General features: G+C 62.6%; 17 protein-coding genes and 1 tRNA gene. 8 read left to right on the top strand and 10 right to left on the bottom strand.

Translation table 11 applies throughout. The features are described from left to right. Positions 1-107 precede the first annotated feature (107 nt). From FJW03_RS19445 to FJW03_RS19435, 3 genes are all read left to right on the top strand, one after another. Positions 108-1,082: an adenosine deaminase gene (locus FJW03_RS19445; RefSeq protein ID WP_140766722.1), complete on the top strand. Its 975-nt coding sequence runs from the start codon at positions 108-110 to the stop codon at positions 1,080-1,082. Positions 1,083-1,239: 157 nt separating this feature from the next. Continuing rightward, positions 1,240-1,869, top strand: a complete 630-nt coding sequence (gene upp / locus FJW03_RS19440) for a uracil phosphoribosyltransferase (RefSeq protein WP_095199484.1) — start codon at positions 1,240-1,242, stop codon at positions 1,867-1,869. A gap of 216 nt (positions 1,870-2,085) precedes the next feature. After that, positions 2,086-2,649 (top strand): TIGR02281 family clan AA aspartic protease, encoded by a 564-nt coding sequence (locus FJW03_RS19435; RefSeq protein ID WP_140766721.1) that lies wholly within the window; start codon positions 2,086-2,088, stop codon positions 2,647-2,649. Here FJW03_RS19435 and deoA read toward each other — a convergent pair whose 3' ends face one another. Genes deoA through FJW03_RS19405 form a run of 6 tightly spaced genes read right to left on the bottom strand, consistent with a single transcriptional unit; the run spans position 2,650 to position 8,915 of the window. Continuing rightward, on the bottom strand, positions 2,650-3,969 hold the full coding sequence (gene deoA, locus FJW03_RS19430; RefSeq protein WP_140766720.1) for a thymidine phosphorylase: 1,320 nt from the start codon (positions 3,967-3,969) through the stop codon (positions 2,650-2,652). Then, entirely contained in the window at positions 3,969-4,778 is an 810-nt protein-coding gene (locus FJW03_RS19425) for a purine-nucleoside phosphorylase (RefSeq protein ID WP_140766719.1), read from the bottom strand. The genes deoA and FJW03_RS19425 overlap by 1 nt, the downstream gene beginning before the upstream one ends. A 47-nt stretch (positions 4,779-4,825) precedes the next feature. Beyond that, positions 4,826-5,218 (bottom strand): cytidine deaminase, encoded by a 393-nt coding sequence (gene cdd, locus FJW03_RS19420; protein WP_140766718.1) that lies wholly within the window; start codon positions 5,216-5,218, stop codon positions 4,826-4,828. Between the two features lie 58 nt (positions 5,219-5,276). Beyond that, positions 5,277-6,248, bottom strand: coding sequence for an ABC transporter permease (locus FJW03_RS19415; RefSeq protein ID WP_140766717.1), 972 nt, complete (start codon positions 6,246-6,248; stop codon positions 5,277-5,279). 1 nt (position 6,249) lies between these two features. After that, positions 6,250-7,389 (bottom strand): ABC transporter permease, encoded by a 1,140-nt coding sequence (locus tag FJW03_RS19410; RefSeq protein WP_140766716.1) that lies wholly within the window; start codon positions 7,387-7,389, stop codon positions 6,250-6,252. Then, positions 7,386-8,915, bottom strand: coding sequence for an ABC transporter ATP-binding protein (locus FJW03_RS19405; RefSeq protein WP_140766715.1), 1,530 nt, complete (start codon positions 8,913-8,915; stop codon positions 7,386-7,388). Before FJW03_RS19405 ends, FJW03_RS19410 begins: the two co-directional genes overlap by 4 nt. Positions 8,916-9,128: 213 nt before the next feature. Between FJW03_RS19405 and FJW03_RS19400 the strand changes: the two genes are divergently transcribed. Together FJW03_RS19400 and FJW03_RS19395 are read left to right on the top strand one after the other, a co-directional pair. Then, entirely contained in the window at positions 9,129-9,338 is a 210-nt protein-coding gene (locus FJW03_RS19400; RefSeq protein ID WP_140609592.1) for a SlyX family protein, read from the top strand. 14 nt (positions 9,339-9,352) lie between these two features. Beyond that, positions 9,353-9,739 carry a hypothetical protein gene (locus FJW03_RS19395; protein WP_140766714.1) on the top strand — a complete coding sequence of 129 codons (387 nt, stop codon included), beginning with the start codon at positions 9,353-9,355 and terminating at the stop codon, positions 9,737-9,739. On the opposite strand, the gene FJW03_RS19390 is transcribed toward FJW03_RS19395, so the two are convergent. The 4 genes from FJW03_RS19390 to FJW03_RS19375 form a co-directional block, all read right to left on the bottom strand. Continuing rightward, positions 9,734-10,195: a GNAT family N-acetyltransferase gene (locus FJW03_RS19390; protein WP_140766727.1), complete on the bottom strand. Its 462-nt coding sequence runs from the start codon at positions 10,193-10,195 to the stop codon at positions 9,734-9,736. The two genes, FJW03_RS19395 and FJW03_RS19390, sit on opposite strands and share 6 nt — an antisense overlap. Positions 10,196-10,312: 117 nt before the next feature. Further along, complete coding sequence (locus FJW03_RS19385) at positions 10,313-11,302, bottom strand: BMP family lipoprotein (RefSeq protein ID WP_140609598.1); 990 nt, start codon at positions 11,300-11,302, stop codon at positions 10,313-10,315. A gap of 206 nt (positions 11,303-11,508) precedes the next feature. Next, positions 11,509-11,832, bottom strand: a complete 324-nt coding sequence (locus FJW03_RS19380; protein ID WP_140609600.1) for a hypothetical protein — start codon at positions 11,830-11,832, stop codon at positions 11,509-11,511. Positions 11,833-11,977: 145 nt separating this feature from the next. Then, the gene (locus FJW03_RS19375) at positions 11,978-12,133 is read right to left on the bottom strand and encodes a hypothetical protein (protein ID WP_181173341.1); all 156 of its coding nucleotides are present in this window, start codon (positions 12,131-12,133) and stop codon (positions 11,978-11,980) included. 310 nt (positions 12,134-12,443) lie between these two features. On the opposite strand from FJW03_RS19375, the gene FJW03_RS19370 reads away from it, so the two are divergent. The 3 genes from FJW03_RS19370 (at position 12,444) to FJW03_RS19360 (ending at position 13,687) form a co-directional block, all read left to right on the top strand. Further along, positions 12,444-12,533, top strand: a tRNA-Ser gene (locus FJW03_RS19370). 674 nt (positions 12,534-13,207) lie between these two features. Further along, positions 13,208-13,378 carry a hypothetical protein gene (locus tag FJW03_RS19365; RefSeq protein ID WP_181168979.1) on the top strand — a complete coding sequence of 57 codons (171 nt, stop codon included), beginning with the start codon at positions 13,208-13,210 and terminating at the stop codon, positions 13,376-13,378. An 18-nt stretch (positions 13,379-13,396) separates the two neighbouring features. Next, a complete protein-coding gene (locus tag FJW03_RS19360; RefSeq protein WP_140609602.1) occupies positions 13,397-13,687 on the top strand; it encodes a hypothetical protein in 291 nt (96 codons plus the stop codon). The last annotated feature ends 353 nt before the right edge of the window (positions 13,688-14,040 follow it).

Genomic DNA, 14,040 nt, shown 5'->3' with positions numbered 1-14,040 from the left:
GACCATAGCCGATCGATGGTGCGGGCGCTATTGTTTAAGGCGCGGTGTTCAGCCGCGCTTCCAGGTGGTGGGTTTTCAACACCTGGACTGACCGACGGGATGTTTGAATGCCTTTGAAAGCGGAACTGCACTGCCACATTGAAGGGGCAGCGGCGCCCGAACTCGTCATCCGCCAGGCGCAGAAATACGGCAAGGATACCTCGCCCTATATCGAGAACGGTTCCTTCGTCTGGCACGATTTCACCTCCTTTCTCGCGGCCTACGATTTCTCCTCCGATCTGTTCCGGACCGAGGAGGACTATGCGCGGCTGGCCGACCACTATCTGACCAGCCTCGCCCGCGACGGGGCGATCTATTCCGAGGTCTTCACCTCGCCCGACCATGCGACGAAAGCCGGGCTGTCGCCCAAGGCCTATACCGACGCGCTCGGCGAAGGCATGCTGCGCGCCAAGGCCAAGACCGGCATAGAGGGCCGCATGATCGTCACCGGCGTGCGCCATGTTGGCGTCGAGTCGATCGAACAGGCGGCGCGTTTCGCGGCGCGCTGCGGTCATCCGCTGGTCACCGGCTTTGGGGTCGCCGGCGATGAGCGGATAGGCGACATGGAAGACTATGTCAGGGCTTTCGAGATCGCCCGCGAAGCCGGGCTCGGCATAACCGTCCATGCCGGCGAACTGACAGGCTGGGAGACCGTACAGGCGGCGCTCGACCACATCCGCCCCTCTCGCATCGGCCACGGCGTGCGCGCCATCGAGAACCCGGAGCTTGTCCGGCGCATTGCCGACGAGGGCGTCGTGCTGGAATGCTGCCCCGGTTCCAACATCGCGCTCAAGGTGTTCGACAGTTTTGCCGACCATCCATTTCCCGCCCTGCGGGCCGCCGGCTGCAAGGTGACGCTCAATTCCGACGACCCGCCCTATTTCTGGACCTCGCTGAAGCGCGAATACGATATCGCCGCCGAGCATTTTTCAATGAGCGAAAAGGCGCTGGCGGCGGTCACCAGAACCGCTATCGAAGCGGCCTTCGTCGACAGGAAGACCAAGGCGATGCTGCTGGGTCGGCTGGACGCGAAGGTTCGGTGATCGCGATAGTGAGTAGTCAGTAGTGGGCAGTTTGGCCATGCACGCATGGAGCGGTTGAAGGCCGGCGCTTTCCCTCAGGCGGGGACTCGCAAATCGGCTCACTATTCACTACTCACTATTCAACCACTCACCGCGAACCACCACGTCGGAGCACATCATGAAGGGCGTCACCGTCGTCGATCATCCGCTTGTCCAGCACAAGCTGACCATCATGCGCAAGAAGGAGACCTCGACGGCCGGCTTCAGGCGGCTGCTGCGCGAGATATCACTGTTGCTCGGCTACGAGGTCACCCGCAACCTTGAACTGACCACCACCACCATCGAGACCCCGATCGAGGAGATGGAAGCGCCGACGCTGGAGGGCAAGAAGCTGGTCTTTGCCTCGGTGCTGCGAGCCGGCAACGGCTTGCTGGAAGGCCTGCTCGACCTGGTGCCCGCGGCTCGCGTCGCCCATATCGGCCTCTACCGCGACCACGAGACGCTGGAAGCGGTCGAGTATTTCTTCAAGGCGCCGAGCGATCTCGCCGACCGGCTGGTGATCGTCGTCGATCCGATGCTGGCGACCGCCAATTCGGCGATCGCGGCGATCGACAAGTTGAAGGGGCGCGGCGCCACCAACATCCGCTTCCTGTGCCTGCTGGCGGCGCCCGAAGGCATCGAGCGTTTCACCAAGGCGCATCCGGACGTCCCGGTCTTCACCGCCTCCATCGACCGCCAACTCAATGAGAAGGGCTATATCATGCCTGGGCTCGGCGACGCCGGCGACCGTATGTACGGGACGAAATAGCAGCTGTCGAAGCGGTTCAGCGTTCGATTGAATCGTTGACCCGCTTTTGCCTTTGATTTCCGCAATTCCGGACGGAAAACCGCTGTGCACTTTCCTGGAATTGCTCAAAGCCGCAACCAGGTTTACCGATTGTTTACGCAAGGGCGCGGTTTCGGAGAGCGTTAAAGCGCCAAACACCATGTCCGGACTAAGGATCAGCCCTCAAAAGGTTGACCGATGCTGCGTACACTTCTCATTCTTGGTGCGTCCGCCGGAATAGCCGCATCCATCCCGATGATCTATCAGTCAAATCCCCAGCTTATCGAGGGATTGCTGAAATCGGCGATTACCGCCAAGCCGGCCACGGAGACCCAGCCGGACCTGAAACTGGCGGCGATGCCGGACAAGCCGGCTGCAGCGCAACCGCTGGGCCGCAAGTTCATGGTCGAGGCGGACGCGCGCGGACACTTCACATCGCAGTTCAAGCTCAATGGTCGTCAGGTCGACGGCATGATCGATACCGGTGCGACGCTGGTTGCCATCAACACCTCGACCGCCCGCCGGATCGGCCTGTCGCTGAGCCCTTCCGATTTCACGCGCCAGGTCAACACCGCCAACGGCACGATCAAGGCTGCCGTGGTCACGGTCGATCGGCTGCAGATCGGCGCCATCCAGGTGGAAGACGTCCAGGCGGTCGTGCTCGACGACAAGGCGCTTCAAACCAATCTCATAGGCATGAGTTTCCTCACGCGGCTCCAGAAATACCAGGTCGAAAACGGCTCCCTGCTCCTCGTCCAGTAGTTAACCGCGAGGCAGGATCCGCCGGATGACGGTTTTGTCCGCGGGCGGTTTCGAAGCGCCGATCGCATAGGCCGAAAGCACGGCCGCTGCTGCCGCCTCGGCATCGGACGCGGAGCGGGCATGGATCAGCGCCAGCGCATCTCCGGCTTGTACTTCCGCGCCAATGGGCAGCAGCCTGGTGATGCCGACGGTGGGATCGATCTTGTCGTCGGGCCGGGTGCGCCCGCCACCCAGACCAACCACCGCAAGGCCGATATCGCGGGCGGCTATGCTTGTGACGAAACCCTGTGTCGTCGCCTTGACCGCGAATTCCGTTGCCGCCTCCGGCAAATATTTTTCCGGCCTCTCGATGAAATCCGCGGGGCCGCCGAGCACCGTCACCATGCGGGCGAAGGTGGCGGCGGCGCGCCCGCTGGCGAGCGTCTCGGTGGCGCGCCGCATGCCATCCTGGTTGGACGACACCAGTCCCGCCGACTGCAGCATTTCGGCCGCCAGCGCCAGGGTCACGTCCTCCAGCCGCCGGTCGCGAAGACGGCCGGTCAGGAAGTCGACGGCGTTGCGCACCTCGACGGCGTTGCCGGCAGCCGAGGCCAGTGGTTCATTCATGCCGGTGATCAGCGCCGAGACCTTCAGCCCGGCGCCGCTGGCGACCTCGACCAGGCTGTTGGCGAGCGCGGTCGCATCGCGCGATTTCTCCATGAAGGCGCCATTGCCGACCTTGACGTCGAGCACCAGGGAGCCCAGGCCGGCGGCCAGCTTCTTCGACAGGATCGAGGCGGTGATCAGCGGCACCGATTCCACAGTGGCGGTCACGTCGCGGATCGCGTAGAGCCGGCGGTCGGCCGGCGCGAGGTCGGCGGTCTGGCCGATGATGGCACAGCCCGTTTCCAGTACCGCCTGGCGAAACAATGCAATGTCGGGCTGGCTGATATAGCCGGGGATCGCATCCATCTTGTCCAGCGTGCCGCCGGTATGGCCAAGGCCACGCCCCGAGATCATCGGCACATAGGCGCCGCAGGCGGCGACGATCGGCGCCAGCATCAGCGAGACATTGTCGCCGACACCTCCGGTCGAATGCTTGTCGGTGACCGGGCCGGGCAGGTCCGACCAGTCGAGCACATCGCCGGAATCGCGCATGGCCAGTGTCAATGCCACGGCCTCGTCCCGGTTCATGCCGTTGAAGAACACCGCCATGGCAAAAGCCGCGGCCTGGCCATCGGTGACGGCACCTGACGTCACGCCGTCGATGAAGGCGGCGATTTCGCGAGCCGAGAGCCTCTGGCCGTCTCGCTTGTGGCGGATGATTTCCTGCGGAAGCATCAGTTCTCCAGGAGCCTATCGCGGAACACGCGCTGAAGAACCGTTGCCAGCCGTGACCCGCCAACCGGCGCCATGTCCTTGGTCTCCTGGTGCGAAAGTTCGGCTCCGGTCATGCCGGCGGCAAGGTTGGTGATGACCGAGCAGGCGGCGACCCGCAGCCCAAGGAAGCGGGCCAGAATGACTTCCGGCACGGTCGACATGCCGACCGCGTTGGCGCCCATGATGCGCGCCATGCGGATTTCGGCCGGTGTTTCGAAACACGGCCCGGAAAACCACATATAGACGCCCTTGTGCAGAGCGGTGCCGGTCGCGTCCGCCGCGCGCTCGATCGCCTTGCGGATGCCGGCATCATAGGCTTCGGTCAGGCCGACGAAGCGGCGGTCGCTCGGCTCGCCGATCAGCGGGTTGGTGCCGGAGAAGTTGATGTGGTCCGTGATCAGCATGACGGAGCCCGGCGGCATGTCCGGATCGAGCGAGCCGGCGGCATTGGTGAGGATCAGTTTTGTGATGCCGATGCCGGCAAGCACTTCCAGCACCGGCCGCATCGCCGCTGGGTTGCCATGTTCGTAGTAGTGAGCGCGGCCGGACAGCATCAGCACCGGCGTGCCGGCGAACAGACCGGCCACCACTTCACCGGCATGGCCGCTGACGCCGCTCCTGGGAAAGCCGGGCAAGTCGGCATAGGAGACGCGGATCGGGTTCTCGATCCGTTCGACAAGGACGCCGAGCCCCGAACCCAGCACCAGCGCGGTCGACGGCGCCAGGCCGTCCAGCCTTTCGATGAGATGGTCCAGCGCCTTTTCCGTCATTTCAGCCAGCCCGTGGTTTCAGCAGATGCTTCATTTCAGCCAGCGCTTCACTTCAAAATGTCGCCGCGGAAGCCGTAGGGGAACATGTCGCCCATGGTCACGGTCTCGGCCACACCCGTGTCGTCGCAGAGGTAGAGCTTGGTTTCAGGGCGGCAGAATTCGGCCAGCCGCTGACGGCAGCCACCGCAAGGCGTGCATTTGGCTATGCGTTCGGCAAGGACGGCGATTTCGACGATCTTGCCGCCGCCGCCCATAATGTAGTGGCCAAGCGCGGTCGTTTCGGCGCACCAGCCCTCCGGATAGGAGGCGACCTCGACGTTGGCGCCGGTGAAGACGCGCCCATCTTCAGTGCGCAAGGCGGCGCCAACGGGAAACTTGGAATAGGGCGCGTAGGCCTTGGCCATGGCGGCCTTGGCCGCTTCGAACAGATCATGCGACATTCAGTTGTTCTCTCCCACGATCTCGTTCAAAAGCCGCCCGCCAGTGGATTCCGTTCGCTCAGCGCTCCTTGACATAGGGCACGCCGCCGGCGCGGGGCGGGATCGCCTTGCCGATGAAGCCGGCGAGCAGGACGACGGTGAGGATATAGGGCAGGGCTTGCATGAACTGCACCGGCACCTTGCCGATGATGGGCAGCGGCGAGCCCTGCAAGCGAATCGACAGCGCGTCGAGGAAGCCGAACAGAAGGCAGGCGAACATGGCGTTGACCGGCTTCCACTTGGCGAAGATCAGCGCGGCCAGCGCGATGTAGCCCTTGCCGGCGGTCATGTCCTTCACGAAGCCGCCATTCTGCACCATCGACAGATAGGCGCCGGCGACGCCGGTGAGGATGCCGGTGCAGATGAGCGCCCTGTAGCGCAGCCAGGCGACGGAAATGCCGGCGGTGTCGACGGCGGCGGGATTTTCGCCGACGGCGCGCAGCCTGAGGCCGAAGCGGGTGCGAAACAGCACCCACCAGGTGAAGGGCACCATAAGGAAGGCGAGGTAGACCAGCAGCGAATGACCGGAGATCAACTCCGCATAGATCGGGCCGATGATCGGCACATCCCTGACGGCATCGGCGCCAGGCCAGACGATCGCTTCGAACCGTTCGCCCGGCTGCAGCGCCGGCGTGCGTCCGCCCTGCTGGAACCAGGCCTGGCCGAGGATGATGGTCGATCCGGCGGCGATGAAATTGATCGCCACGCCCGAAACGATCTGGTTGCCGCGATGGGTGATCGAGGCGAAGCCGTGCACCATGGCAAAGGCGACCGAGATCAGGATGGCCATGCCGAGGCCGAGCAAGGCCGAGTGGAAGACCGACGCCGCGGCCGCCCCCGCGAATGCGCCAACCAGCATCTTGCCTTCGAGCCCTATGTCGAAGATGCCGGCGCGTTCCGAATAGAGGCCGGCAAGGCACGCCAGCAGCAGCGGAACCGAGAGGCGGATGGTCGAGTCCAATGTCTGGACGATCGCGTTGAACACGTCCATCTCAGGCGCCCTTTCCCTTGACCGCTTCCATGCCGACCGACCGTGGGCTGAACGAGGCGAACAGCGCCTGGATGTAAGGCCTGAACATATGTTCGAGCGCGCCGGCGAACAGGATGACCAATCCCTGGATGATGACGATCATGTCGCGGCTGATCGCCGGCATCTCGAAGGCGAGTTCGGCGCCGCCCTGATAGAGCATGCCGAACAGGATCGCCGCCAGCACGATGCCGACCGGGTGCAGGCGCCCCATCAGCGCCACGGCGATGCCGACGAAGCCGGCGCCGGAGACGAAGTCGATCGCGACATTGTGCTGGTCGCCCATCACCGGATTGAGCGCCATCATGCCGGCAAGCGCGCCCGAGATCATCATCGCGGTGATGATGATGCGGGTCTCCGAAATGCCGGCGTAGCGCGCCGCCTTCGGGCTGTGACCATAGGTGCGCATCTCATAGCCGAGCCTGGTGCGCCAGATCAGCAGCCAGACCAGGAAGGCCATGACCAAGGCCAGCAGGAAGGTGACGTTGAGCGGGGCCGAACGGATCTTGGCGCCGAACAGCTCGATGATCCAGTTGAGTTTGGGCAGTTCGGCTCCGGCAAGGAAGTTCCGGGTTTGCGGGGCTTGCGAACCGGCCGGCTTTAACGGTCCCACCAGGAGGTAGACCATGATCGAGGCGGCGATGAAGTTGAACATGATGGTGGTGATGACGATGTGCGAGCCACGCTTGGCCTGCAGATAGGCCGGGATCAGCGCCCACAACGCGCCTACAAGCGCGGAAGCGACGATGGCCAGCGGAAATGTCAGCCACCAGGGCAGCGCGCTGTCGAAGGACAGGCAGACGATGGCGATGCCGAGACCGGCGATGTAGGCCTGCCCCTCGGTGCCGATGTTGAACAGGCCGCAATGCGCGGCCACCGCCACCGAGAGCCCGGTAAAGATGAAGGTGGTGGCATAGAAGAGAGTGAAGGCGATGCCTGTTCCCTTGCCGAAGGCGCCCTCGACCAGGATGACGGCGGCACGCAACGGATTTTCGCCGACCAACAGCACGACGAAGCCGGCGACGATGAAAGCCACGGCCAGATTGATCAGCGGGATCAGCCCATAGTCGGCCCAGGCCGGCAATTTGGCGTAAGGCGTGCTCATGCGGCGGCCTCCTGCTCGACCCCGGCCATGAGCAGGCCGAGCTCGCCTTCGGTGGCTTCGGGGCCGCGTTCGCCGACGATGCGGCCGGCAAACATCACCAGGATGCGGTCGGAGAGCGAGCGGATTTCGTCGAGCTCGACCGACACCACCAGCACGGCCTTGCCCTGGTCGCGCATGGCGATCAGGCGCTTGTGGATGAATTCGATGGCGCCGACATCGACGCCGCGCGTCGGCTGGCCGACGATCAGCACGCCGGGATCCTGTTCCATCTCCCGCGCCAGCACGATCTTCTGCTGGTTGCCGCCTGAAAAATTGGCGGTCTTCAGGCGCGGATTGCCGGGACGGATATCGTATTTCTCGATCTTGTCCTTCGCATCGGCCATGATGGCGTCGACATTGAGGAATGGCCCTTTGAGATAGCGGGGGTCGTCGTGATAGCCGAGAATGGAATTCTCGTTCTCCTCGAAGGCCAGCACCAGCCCGACATGATGGCGGTCCTCCGGCACATGCGCGAGGCCGCGGTCGCGCAATTCGCCGGGATCGGCCTTGCCCGTCAGGTCGATCGGCTTGTCGTCGAGCATGACCGAGCCTGAAACGGCATGTCTGATGCCGGAAATCGCCTCGAGCAGCTCGGATTGGCCGTTGCCGGCGACGCCGGCGATGCCGACGATCTCGCCGGCGCGCACGTCGAAGGAGATGTCGTCGACCATGGTGACGCCACGGGAATCCCTGACCGTCAGGTTCTTGACCGCGAGCTTGACGGCACCGGCTTCCGCTTCGCCCTTTTCGACCCGCAGAAGCACACGGCGCCCGACCATCAGTTCGGCCAGTTCCTCGACGGTGGTTTTCTTCGTCTCCCGGGTCGCTACCATCGTCCCTTGGCGCATGACCGACACGGTGTCGGTGATGGCCATGATCTCGCGCAGCTTGTGGGTGATCAGAACCACCGTCTTGCCCTGTTCCTTCAGCTGCTTGAGGATGCGGAACAGATGATCGGCCTCGGCAGGCGTCAGCACGCCCGTTGGCTCGTCGAGGATCAGGATCTCGGCGCCGCGATAGAGCGCCTTGAGAATTTCGACACGCTGCTGCAGGCCGACCGGCAGTTCCTCGATGATCGCGTCGGGATCGACTTCCAGCCCGTATTCGCGCTCCAGCCGCTCCAGCTCGGAACGCGCCTTGGCGATGCTGCTCTTCAAGAGCGCATCGTTTTCGGCGCCGAGAATGATGTTCTCCAGCACCGAGAAATTGTCGACCAGCATGAAATGCTGGTGCACCATGCCGATACCGAGCGCGATCGCGTCGTTGGGCGTCTTGATCGATGCCGGCTTGCCGCCGACGCGGATTTCGCCGCCGTCGGCCTGGTAGAAACCGTAGAGGATCGACATCAGCGTCGACTTGCCGGCGCCATTTTCGCCGACGATGCCGTGGATGGTGCCGCGCGCGATCTCCAGATTGATGTCGCGGTTGGCACGCACGGCGCCAAAACTCTTGTTGATGCCGATCAGTTCGATTGCGGCTTGCGCCATGCAGCCTTTCCCACTCTTATTTTTTTATCGCTTGGTCAAAATGCCTAGCATGACGCTCCGCCCATGCCAATTGGCCGGAGCAGCGTCCACTCTCGACAAATCCGCGCGCGCTTGTCAATTTCGAACGTGTCCGAAGCTCTCACATTCGCTAGTATGGCGAAGCCGAATTGAAACCGCGGCGCAAGGCATCGCGGTATAAACTGGGGACTTTGCATGACCACGCCTGCCGACCGGCTGACGACGCTGGAAATCCGCGCCGCCGAGCAGGAAAAGACCATCGAGGAACTGTCGGGCCAGATCGCCGAGCAGTGGACGGTGATAGAGCGCATGCAGCGTAAGCTCGACGCGCTGACCGAGCGTTTCCTGGCGCTCGAGGAGCAAGCGGGGTCAGACGTGCCGGTGACCAAACCCCCGCACTGGTAGGGTGGAGGGGAGCCATGGCCGGGGAGGGCGACCGCATGGCAAGGGCTGGGGACTATGTGCTTGGCCTGATGAACGACGTGGAGCGCCAACGGGCCGAGCGTGACCTGGAGATCGACCCAGCCTTCCGCGATGCGGTGATACGGCTTGCCGAGCGCATGCACATTTTCGACCGTGCCGTGCCGTCGGGCGGCGACGATCGGTGGCGGCTGATCACCACACGCATTGCCGAACTGCCGCAGATGCGCGCCGCCGGCCTGGACGACGTCAAGCCGGTGATCCATGGTCTTGCCCGGAAGCCACATGGGTTCGGTGTGCATTCTCTTGGCGGCCGGTGCGGGATGATCGTTGCCGCTGCGCTGATTGCTGTCTTCGTGTTCGGCTATCTGATGGGAAGGTTATAGGCCAAGTCCACGCGACATCAGCAGCATCGTCTCGCCATCCTGCTCGAATGTCTCCACCCAAGTCCAGCCAAGAGCCGCGTAGAAGTCGCGCGCTTCCCAGGTGTAGAGATAAAGCGTCTCGACACCGACGGAGGCCGCATGCGCTTCGATCGCATTGACCAGCGTCGTGCCAATCCCTTTGCCTCGATGCGGGATGTCGACGACAAGGCCCGCCAGCCAAGGCGTCAGATCGTGCGCCGGTTCCAATTCGTCGCGCACCAACAGGCAGCTGCCGACCGGCACACCGTCAATCCGGACGACTAGGGCCGCCTCGAACCCGTCGCCTGCAAGCAATTTTCGAAGTCCTGCCGCATCGTCTTCAAGCGTCCTTCCCGTGCCTTCGAAAAAGGCCGCGAGGCGCAGCCGCGCCACGGTCTCGATGTCGTGGTCCTGCATGGGTTCGATTGTCGGCTGCATCGCTCTCTCGAATGTCATTCCCTCCGGACGGATTGAAGCGTCGCCCCATCCAGCAAGAACAAACCGCCGGGCTTTCGCCCGGCGGTCTGCAAAATCATGGCTGGAGAGCGCTACCGATCAATAGGGACAGGCGTTGTCGGCCGTGTAGTCGTGCACCTGAATCTTGCCGGCGATAATGTCGGCCTTGGCCTTCTCGACCGCGGCCTTCATCGCATCGGTCACCAGCGCCTTGTTGTTGTCGTCCATGGCGTAGTCGACGCCGCCTTCCTTGAGGCCGAGGTTTTCGACGCCGCCCTTGAAAGTGCCGTTCTTGCCGTCCATGAAGGCGGTGTAGACTGCGACGTCGACGCGCTTCATCATCGAAGTCAGCACCTTGCCGGGCTGCAGGCCGTTCTGGTTGGAATCAACTCCGATGCCGAGCTTGCCGGCATCAGCCGCCGCCTGCAGCACGCCGACGCCGGTGCCGCCGGCCGCGGCGTAGACCACGTCGGAGCCCTGGTCGATCTGCGTCTTGGCGATTTCGCCGCCCTTGGCCGGATCGTTCCAGGCGGCCGGCGTGTCGCCGGTCATATTCTGGATCACTTCCGTCGCACCGGCCGCCTTGGCGCCACCGACATAGCCGCATTCGAATTTGCGGATCAGCGGGATGTCCATGCCGCCGACGAAGGAGACCTTCTTCGACTTCGAGGCCATCGCCGCCATGATGCCGACGAGGTAGGAGCCTTCGTTCTCCTTGAACACCAGCGAGCGGACATTGGGCAGGTCGACGGCATCGTCGATGATGGCGAAGTTGAGATCGGGATATTCGGCCGCGACCTTCTTCAGCGCATCCTCCCAGGCGAAGCCGGCCATGACGATCGGGTTGTGGCCGTCCTCGGCGAAGCGGCGCAGCGCCTGCTCGCGCTGCGAGGCATTGGACACCTCGAATTCGACATAGGGCGTGCCGGTCTCGGTCTTGAACTTCTCGGCGCCGTGATAGGCCGCTTCGTTGAACGATTTGTCGAACTTGCCGCCCAGATCATAGAGGATGGCCGGCTGGACATCCGCGGCAAAAGCCGGAAGAACCATTGCGGTTGCGGCCAGAAGGCCGAGAACGATACGTTTCATGTGATCCACACCCTGTCGGTTATTTTTTCCGTTACGCCCCGCCCGCCTGTCCGGTTCTGCGGCAGGCATGCGACGTCAGCCAGGAGTGTACTGACCTCCCGCTCGGCGGCAATCTGGCACGGCCCGAAACAAAATTCACGCGGAATTTTGAACGTTTGGAAAAGCGTGCCAAGGGCAAGCCGTGCCGGCAGTTTGGTCCTTGCGGATCAGTTGGCGGCGAACTGACCTGCACGCCGCTGCCGCTTGTAGCCGATGGCGTAGAGCAGGAAGGCCAGCACCGCGAACACGGCAAATCCCGGCTGGTTGAGCACCCAGGCAATGGCGCCATCCCACAGCAGTGGACTGGCTTTGGCGCGGACGAAGGTTTCGAAGGCCGCCCTTGTGTCCGGCGAGACGGCCAGCCAGCTGGCGTTCAGCGGGGTCAGCACAAGGGCCGAAGCCGCCACCGTGCGGGTGGTATCGAGCACCGCCATGATGACGGAAACCGACAGCGCGACCATGGCAGCAAGACGAAAGATGAAACGAAACATCAAAGCCCTCCCCCGGCCCATCCTGGACGCTTCCCAGGAACCTCCGGCACGTGTCCCGAAACGAGAAATAGAATGGGTATGGCTTGCCCGCAACCGCGATACGCGAATTTGAAGGCTCGGGCTTTCTCTTCCTATGCCACCGGCCCTATGCGGCCGGCCGACGCCTATGCCGGTGAGCGAGCCAGACGGCGAGAATGCCGCCGGCGATGGCGCCGACCAACAGCCCGGCCATGCCGATGAAGGCGGCGAAATAGCCGCAACCGCCCTCGAAGCAGCTTATCCCGGCGACATCGGCGATCACCGAACCGGCGAAGAAGCCGCCCCTTGCCTGTGCACATCATTCGGGTGCCGTCGTCTCAAATTCGGGTACGACGGCGGCTTTGCGAAACGCTGTGTGGTCGGCAAAGCGAATAGACTGCCGTTATGGCTTGGCATTCGGCGCGGGATCGACTAGATGAGCCCCGCGCCTGTTGCTTTGACGGCTCAGGTGCCGGGGAAGGATGCCCGTTGGTTGGACGGCATCCATGGCGCGGAAGCTCCGCGCCGCAACCCCAAGGAGATGCATCTCCCCAACCCGCACGGCGAAACCGGCCGGCGCGAAGGCAAAGGACGGAGAGGTGGCCGAGTGGTTGAAGGCGCACGCCTGGAAAGTGTGTTTACGGGAAACCGTAACGCGGGTTCGAATCCCGCTCTCTCCGCCATTCTCACGACTGTGGCATTTACGCCGGCAAAATCAAACAGTTAGTGGAATTGGTCATTATAGCTTCGACCAACTACTTAGACCAATCTGGAGCAATCGCCGGGCGCGTCAACCAACCTTTCGCCTGTCCTCGTATCACTCAAGCTCCTGCCACGGGTCTCCTCGCACAGCCTCACCGCCTTGCCTCGAATCCAAAGTTAACTCTTGGCACCTAAAAAGCAGCAATGATCAAGGCTGCGGTCTTTTCAATTGCGTGCGTGATCGCATTAGGTCTTTGGATCAGCGGTCTTAGAGCTTGGGCTTCCAGCATCGCCTCTCAAAAAGCGCGTCGCCACAGAGACAGCGGTATAACCCTTTGGCTGGCATTATGTTCACGGGCCGCCATGATAGGCGTGCTGTTTGTTACAATTTATGTAATTAAATCAACTTAATTTGGTCGGTCGCGTACTTGGGAAGCGCTTCGCGGTGCGCGTCATGGATTAAACCCGGGGGGCGACAGCCGCTCCTCGGTCAAACCGCAGGGTGTTCTCTGCTTATTTGAAAAGAAGGTCCCGGGCAAGACTGTGGTGGGAGCTTGGGGCGTTCCGCCTACCCTACACCCCCGGCCCGGGCGCCTAGCGAATCCTTCCTCGTGGCAAAAGACGTCCTTTCAGGTTGGGCAAAAGGGCCGAGTGCATGATTACCGAGCAGCGGGGTAGCCGGCTGATGTGTCACCAGAAGAAAGAGGGCGGGCATCTGATCAACCCGGACGCGCTCAGCTCGAATCGCAAGTTTGTTTTGCAGCGCGCGGGAACCGACCCGAGTCAGTACACGTTCTTCCGTTACGGTCACAACCTTGGTGAATGACCTACGGAGGATATTCAAATGAACATCAAAGTGCTCAGTATGGGCGCAATTGCGCTCGCAATGATGGGTAGTACTGCAATAGCTGCTTCTACGAGCGGCGGCACGTCAGCACTCGATGACCCGGCCAAGATGTCGCCGTTCTTCACCGATGCCGGCATGAAGTCAATGAAATCCGAAAAGGATTTCAAGACCGCGTGGACGGCCATGAAACCCGATGAGCGTAAGGCGGTGCTGAAAGACTGCGGCGATGCCGCTGTTAACAAGTCGCACGCAGAGTTCTGCGCGATGGCAAAGAAGATGGGTGGCTAACGTTTGACGTTTGCGGGAAGGCCCGGTTCGATCATCCAGAGTGTCAGTCCAGATGAACGAGCCGGGCTCGCGCCTCATTAGAGTCGCGACCGCAACACGCCCTGGCGATCATCCGCACCCAGTTCATGGTGCCGTTCGCTTTTTTCCCCAGCCAAGGCATTTGGTGATCGCGCCTAAGGTCCATCATGCCCACAGGCCGAACCGCCGCTGCCGTACCTCATGGTGATGTTTGTCGCATCGACGGCAATAGCAGCCATCTGCGAGGAACTAGTGTTGTTGGACGTTGTTCGAGGAACTTCGGCACACCGGCGCGTAAAGCGTATCGAAGTACGTCTTCAGGTACGCCTTGAACT

This window comes from Mesorhizobium sp. B4-1-4, assembly GCF_006439395.2.
In the GTDB taxonomy this organism is placed as follows: domain Bacteria; phylum Pseudomonadota; class Alphaproteobacteria; order Rhizobiales; family Rhizobiaceae; genus Mesorhizobium.
This window is presented reverse-complemented; position numbering and strand designations above follow the sequence as displayed.

Coding starts and splice junctions, on each gene's coding strand:
- FJW03_RS19445 (WP_140766722.1), top strand. CDS start 108: ATGCCTTTGAAAGCGGAACTGCACTGCCACATTGAAGGGGCAGCGGCG.
- upp (WP_095199484.1), top strand. CDS start 1,240: ATGAAGGGCGTCACCGTCGTCGATCATCCGCTTGTCCAGCACAAGCTG.
- FJW03_RS19435 (WP_140766721.1), top strand. CDS start 2,086: ATGCTGCGTACACTTCTCATTCTTGGTGCGTCCGCCGGAATAGCCGCA.
- deoA (WP_140766720.1), bottom strand. CDS start 3,969: ATGCTTCCGCAGGAAATCATCCGCCACAAGCGAGACGGCCAGAGGCTC.
- FJW03_RS19425 (WP_140766719.1), bottom strand. CDS start 4,778: ATGACGGAAAAGGCGCTGGACCATCTCATCGAAAGGCTGGACGGCCTG.
- cdd (WP_140766718.1), bottom strand. CDS start 5,218: ATGTCGCATGATCTGTTCGAAGCGGCCAAGGCCGCCATGGCCAAGGCC.
- FJW03_RS19415 (WP_140766717.1), bottom strand. CDS start 6,248: ATGGACGTGTTCAACGCGATCGTCCAGACATTGGACTCGACCATCCGC.
- FJW03_RS19410 (WP_140766716.1), bottom strand. CDS start 7,389: ATGAGCACGCCTTACGCCAAATTGCCGGCCTGGGCCGACTATGGGCTG.
- FJW03_RS19405 (WP_140766715.1), bottom strand. CDS start 8,915: ATGGCGCAAGCCGCAATCGAACTGATCGGCATCAACAAGAGTTTTGGC.
- FJW03_RS19400 (WP_140609592.1), top strand. CDS start 9,129: ATGACCACGCCTGCCGACCGGCTGACGACGCTGGAAATCCGCGCCGCC.
- FJW03_RS19395 (WP_140766714.1), top strand. CDS start 9,353: ATGGCCGGGGAGGGCGACCGCATGGCAAGGGCTGGGGACTATGTGCTT.
- FJW03_RS19390 (WP_140766727.1), bottom strand. CDS start 10,195: ATGCAGCCGACAATCGAACCCATGCAGGACCACGACATCGAGACCGTG.
- FJW03_RS19385 (WP_140609598.1), bottom strand. CDS start 11,302: ATGAAACGTATCGTTCTCGGCCTTCTGGCCGCAACCGCAATGGTTCTT.
- FJW03_RS19380 (WP_140609600.1), bottom strand. CDS start 11,832: ATGTTTCGTTTCATCTTTCGTCTTGCTGCCATGGTCGCGCTGTCGGTT.
- FJW03_RS19365 (WP_181168979.1), top strand. CDS start 13,208: ATGATTACCGAGCAGCGGGGTAGCCGGCTGATGTGTCACCAGAAGAAA.
- FJW03_RS19360 (WP_140609602.1), top strand. CDS start 13,397: ATGAACATCAAAGTGCTCAGTATGGGCGCAATTGCGCTCGCAATGATG.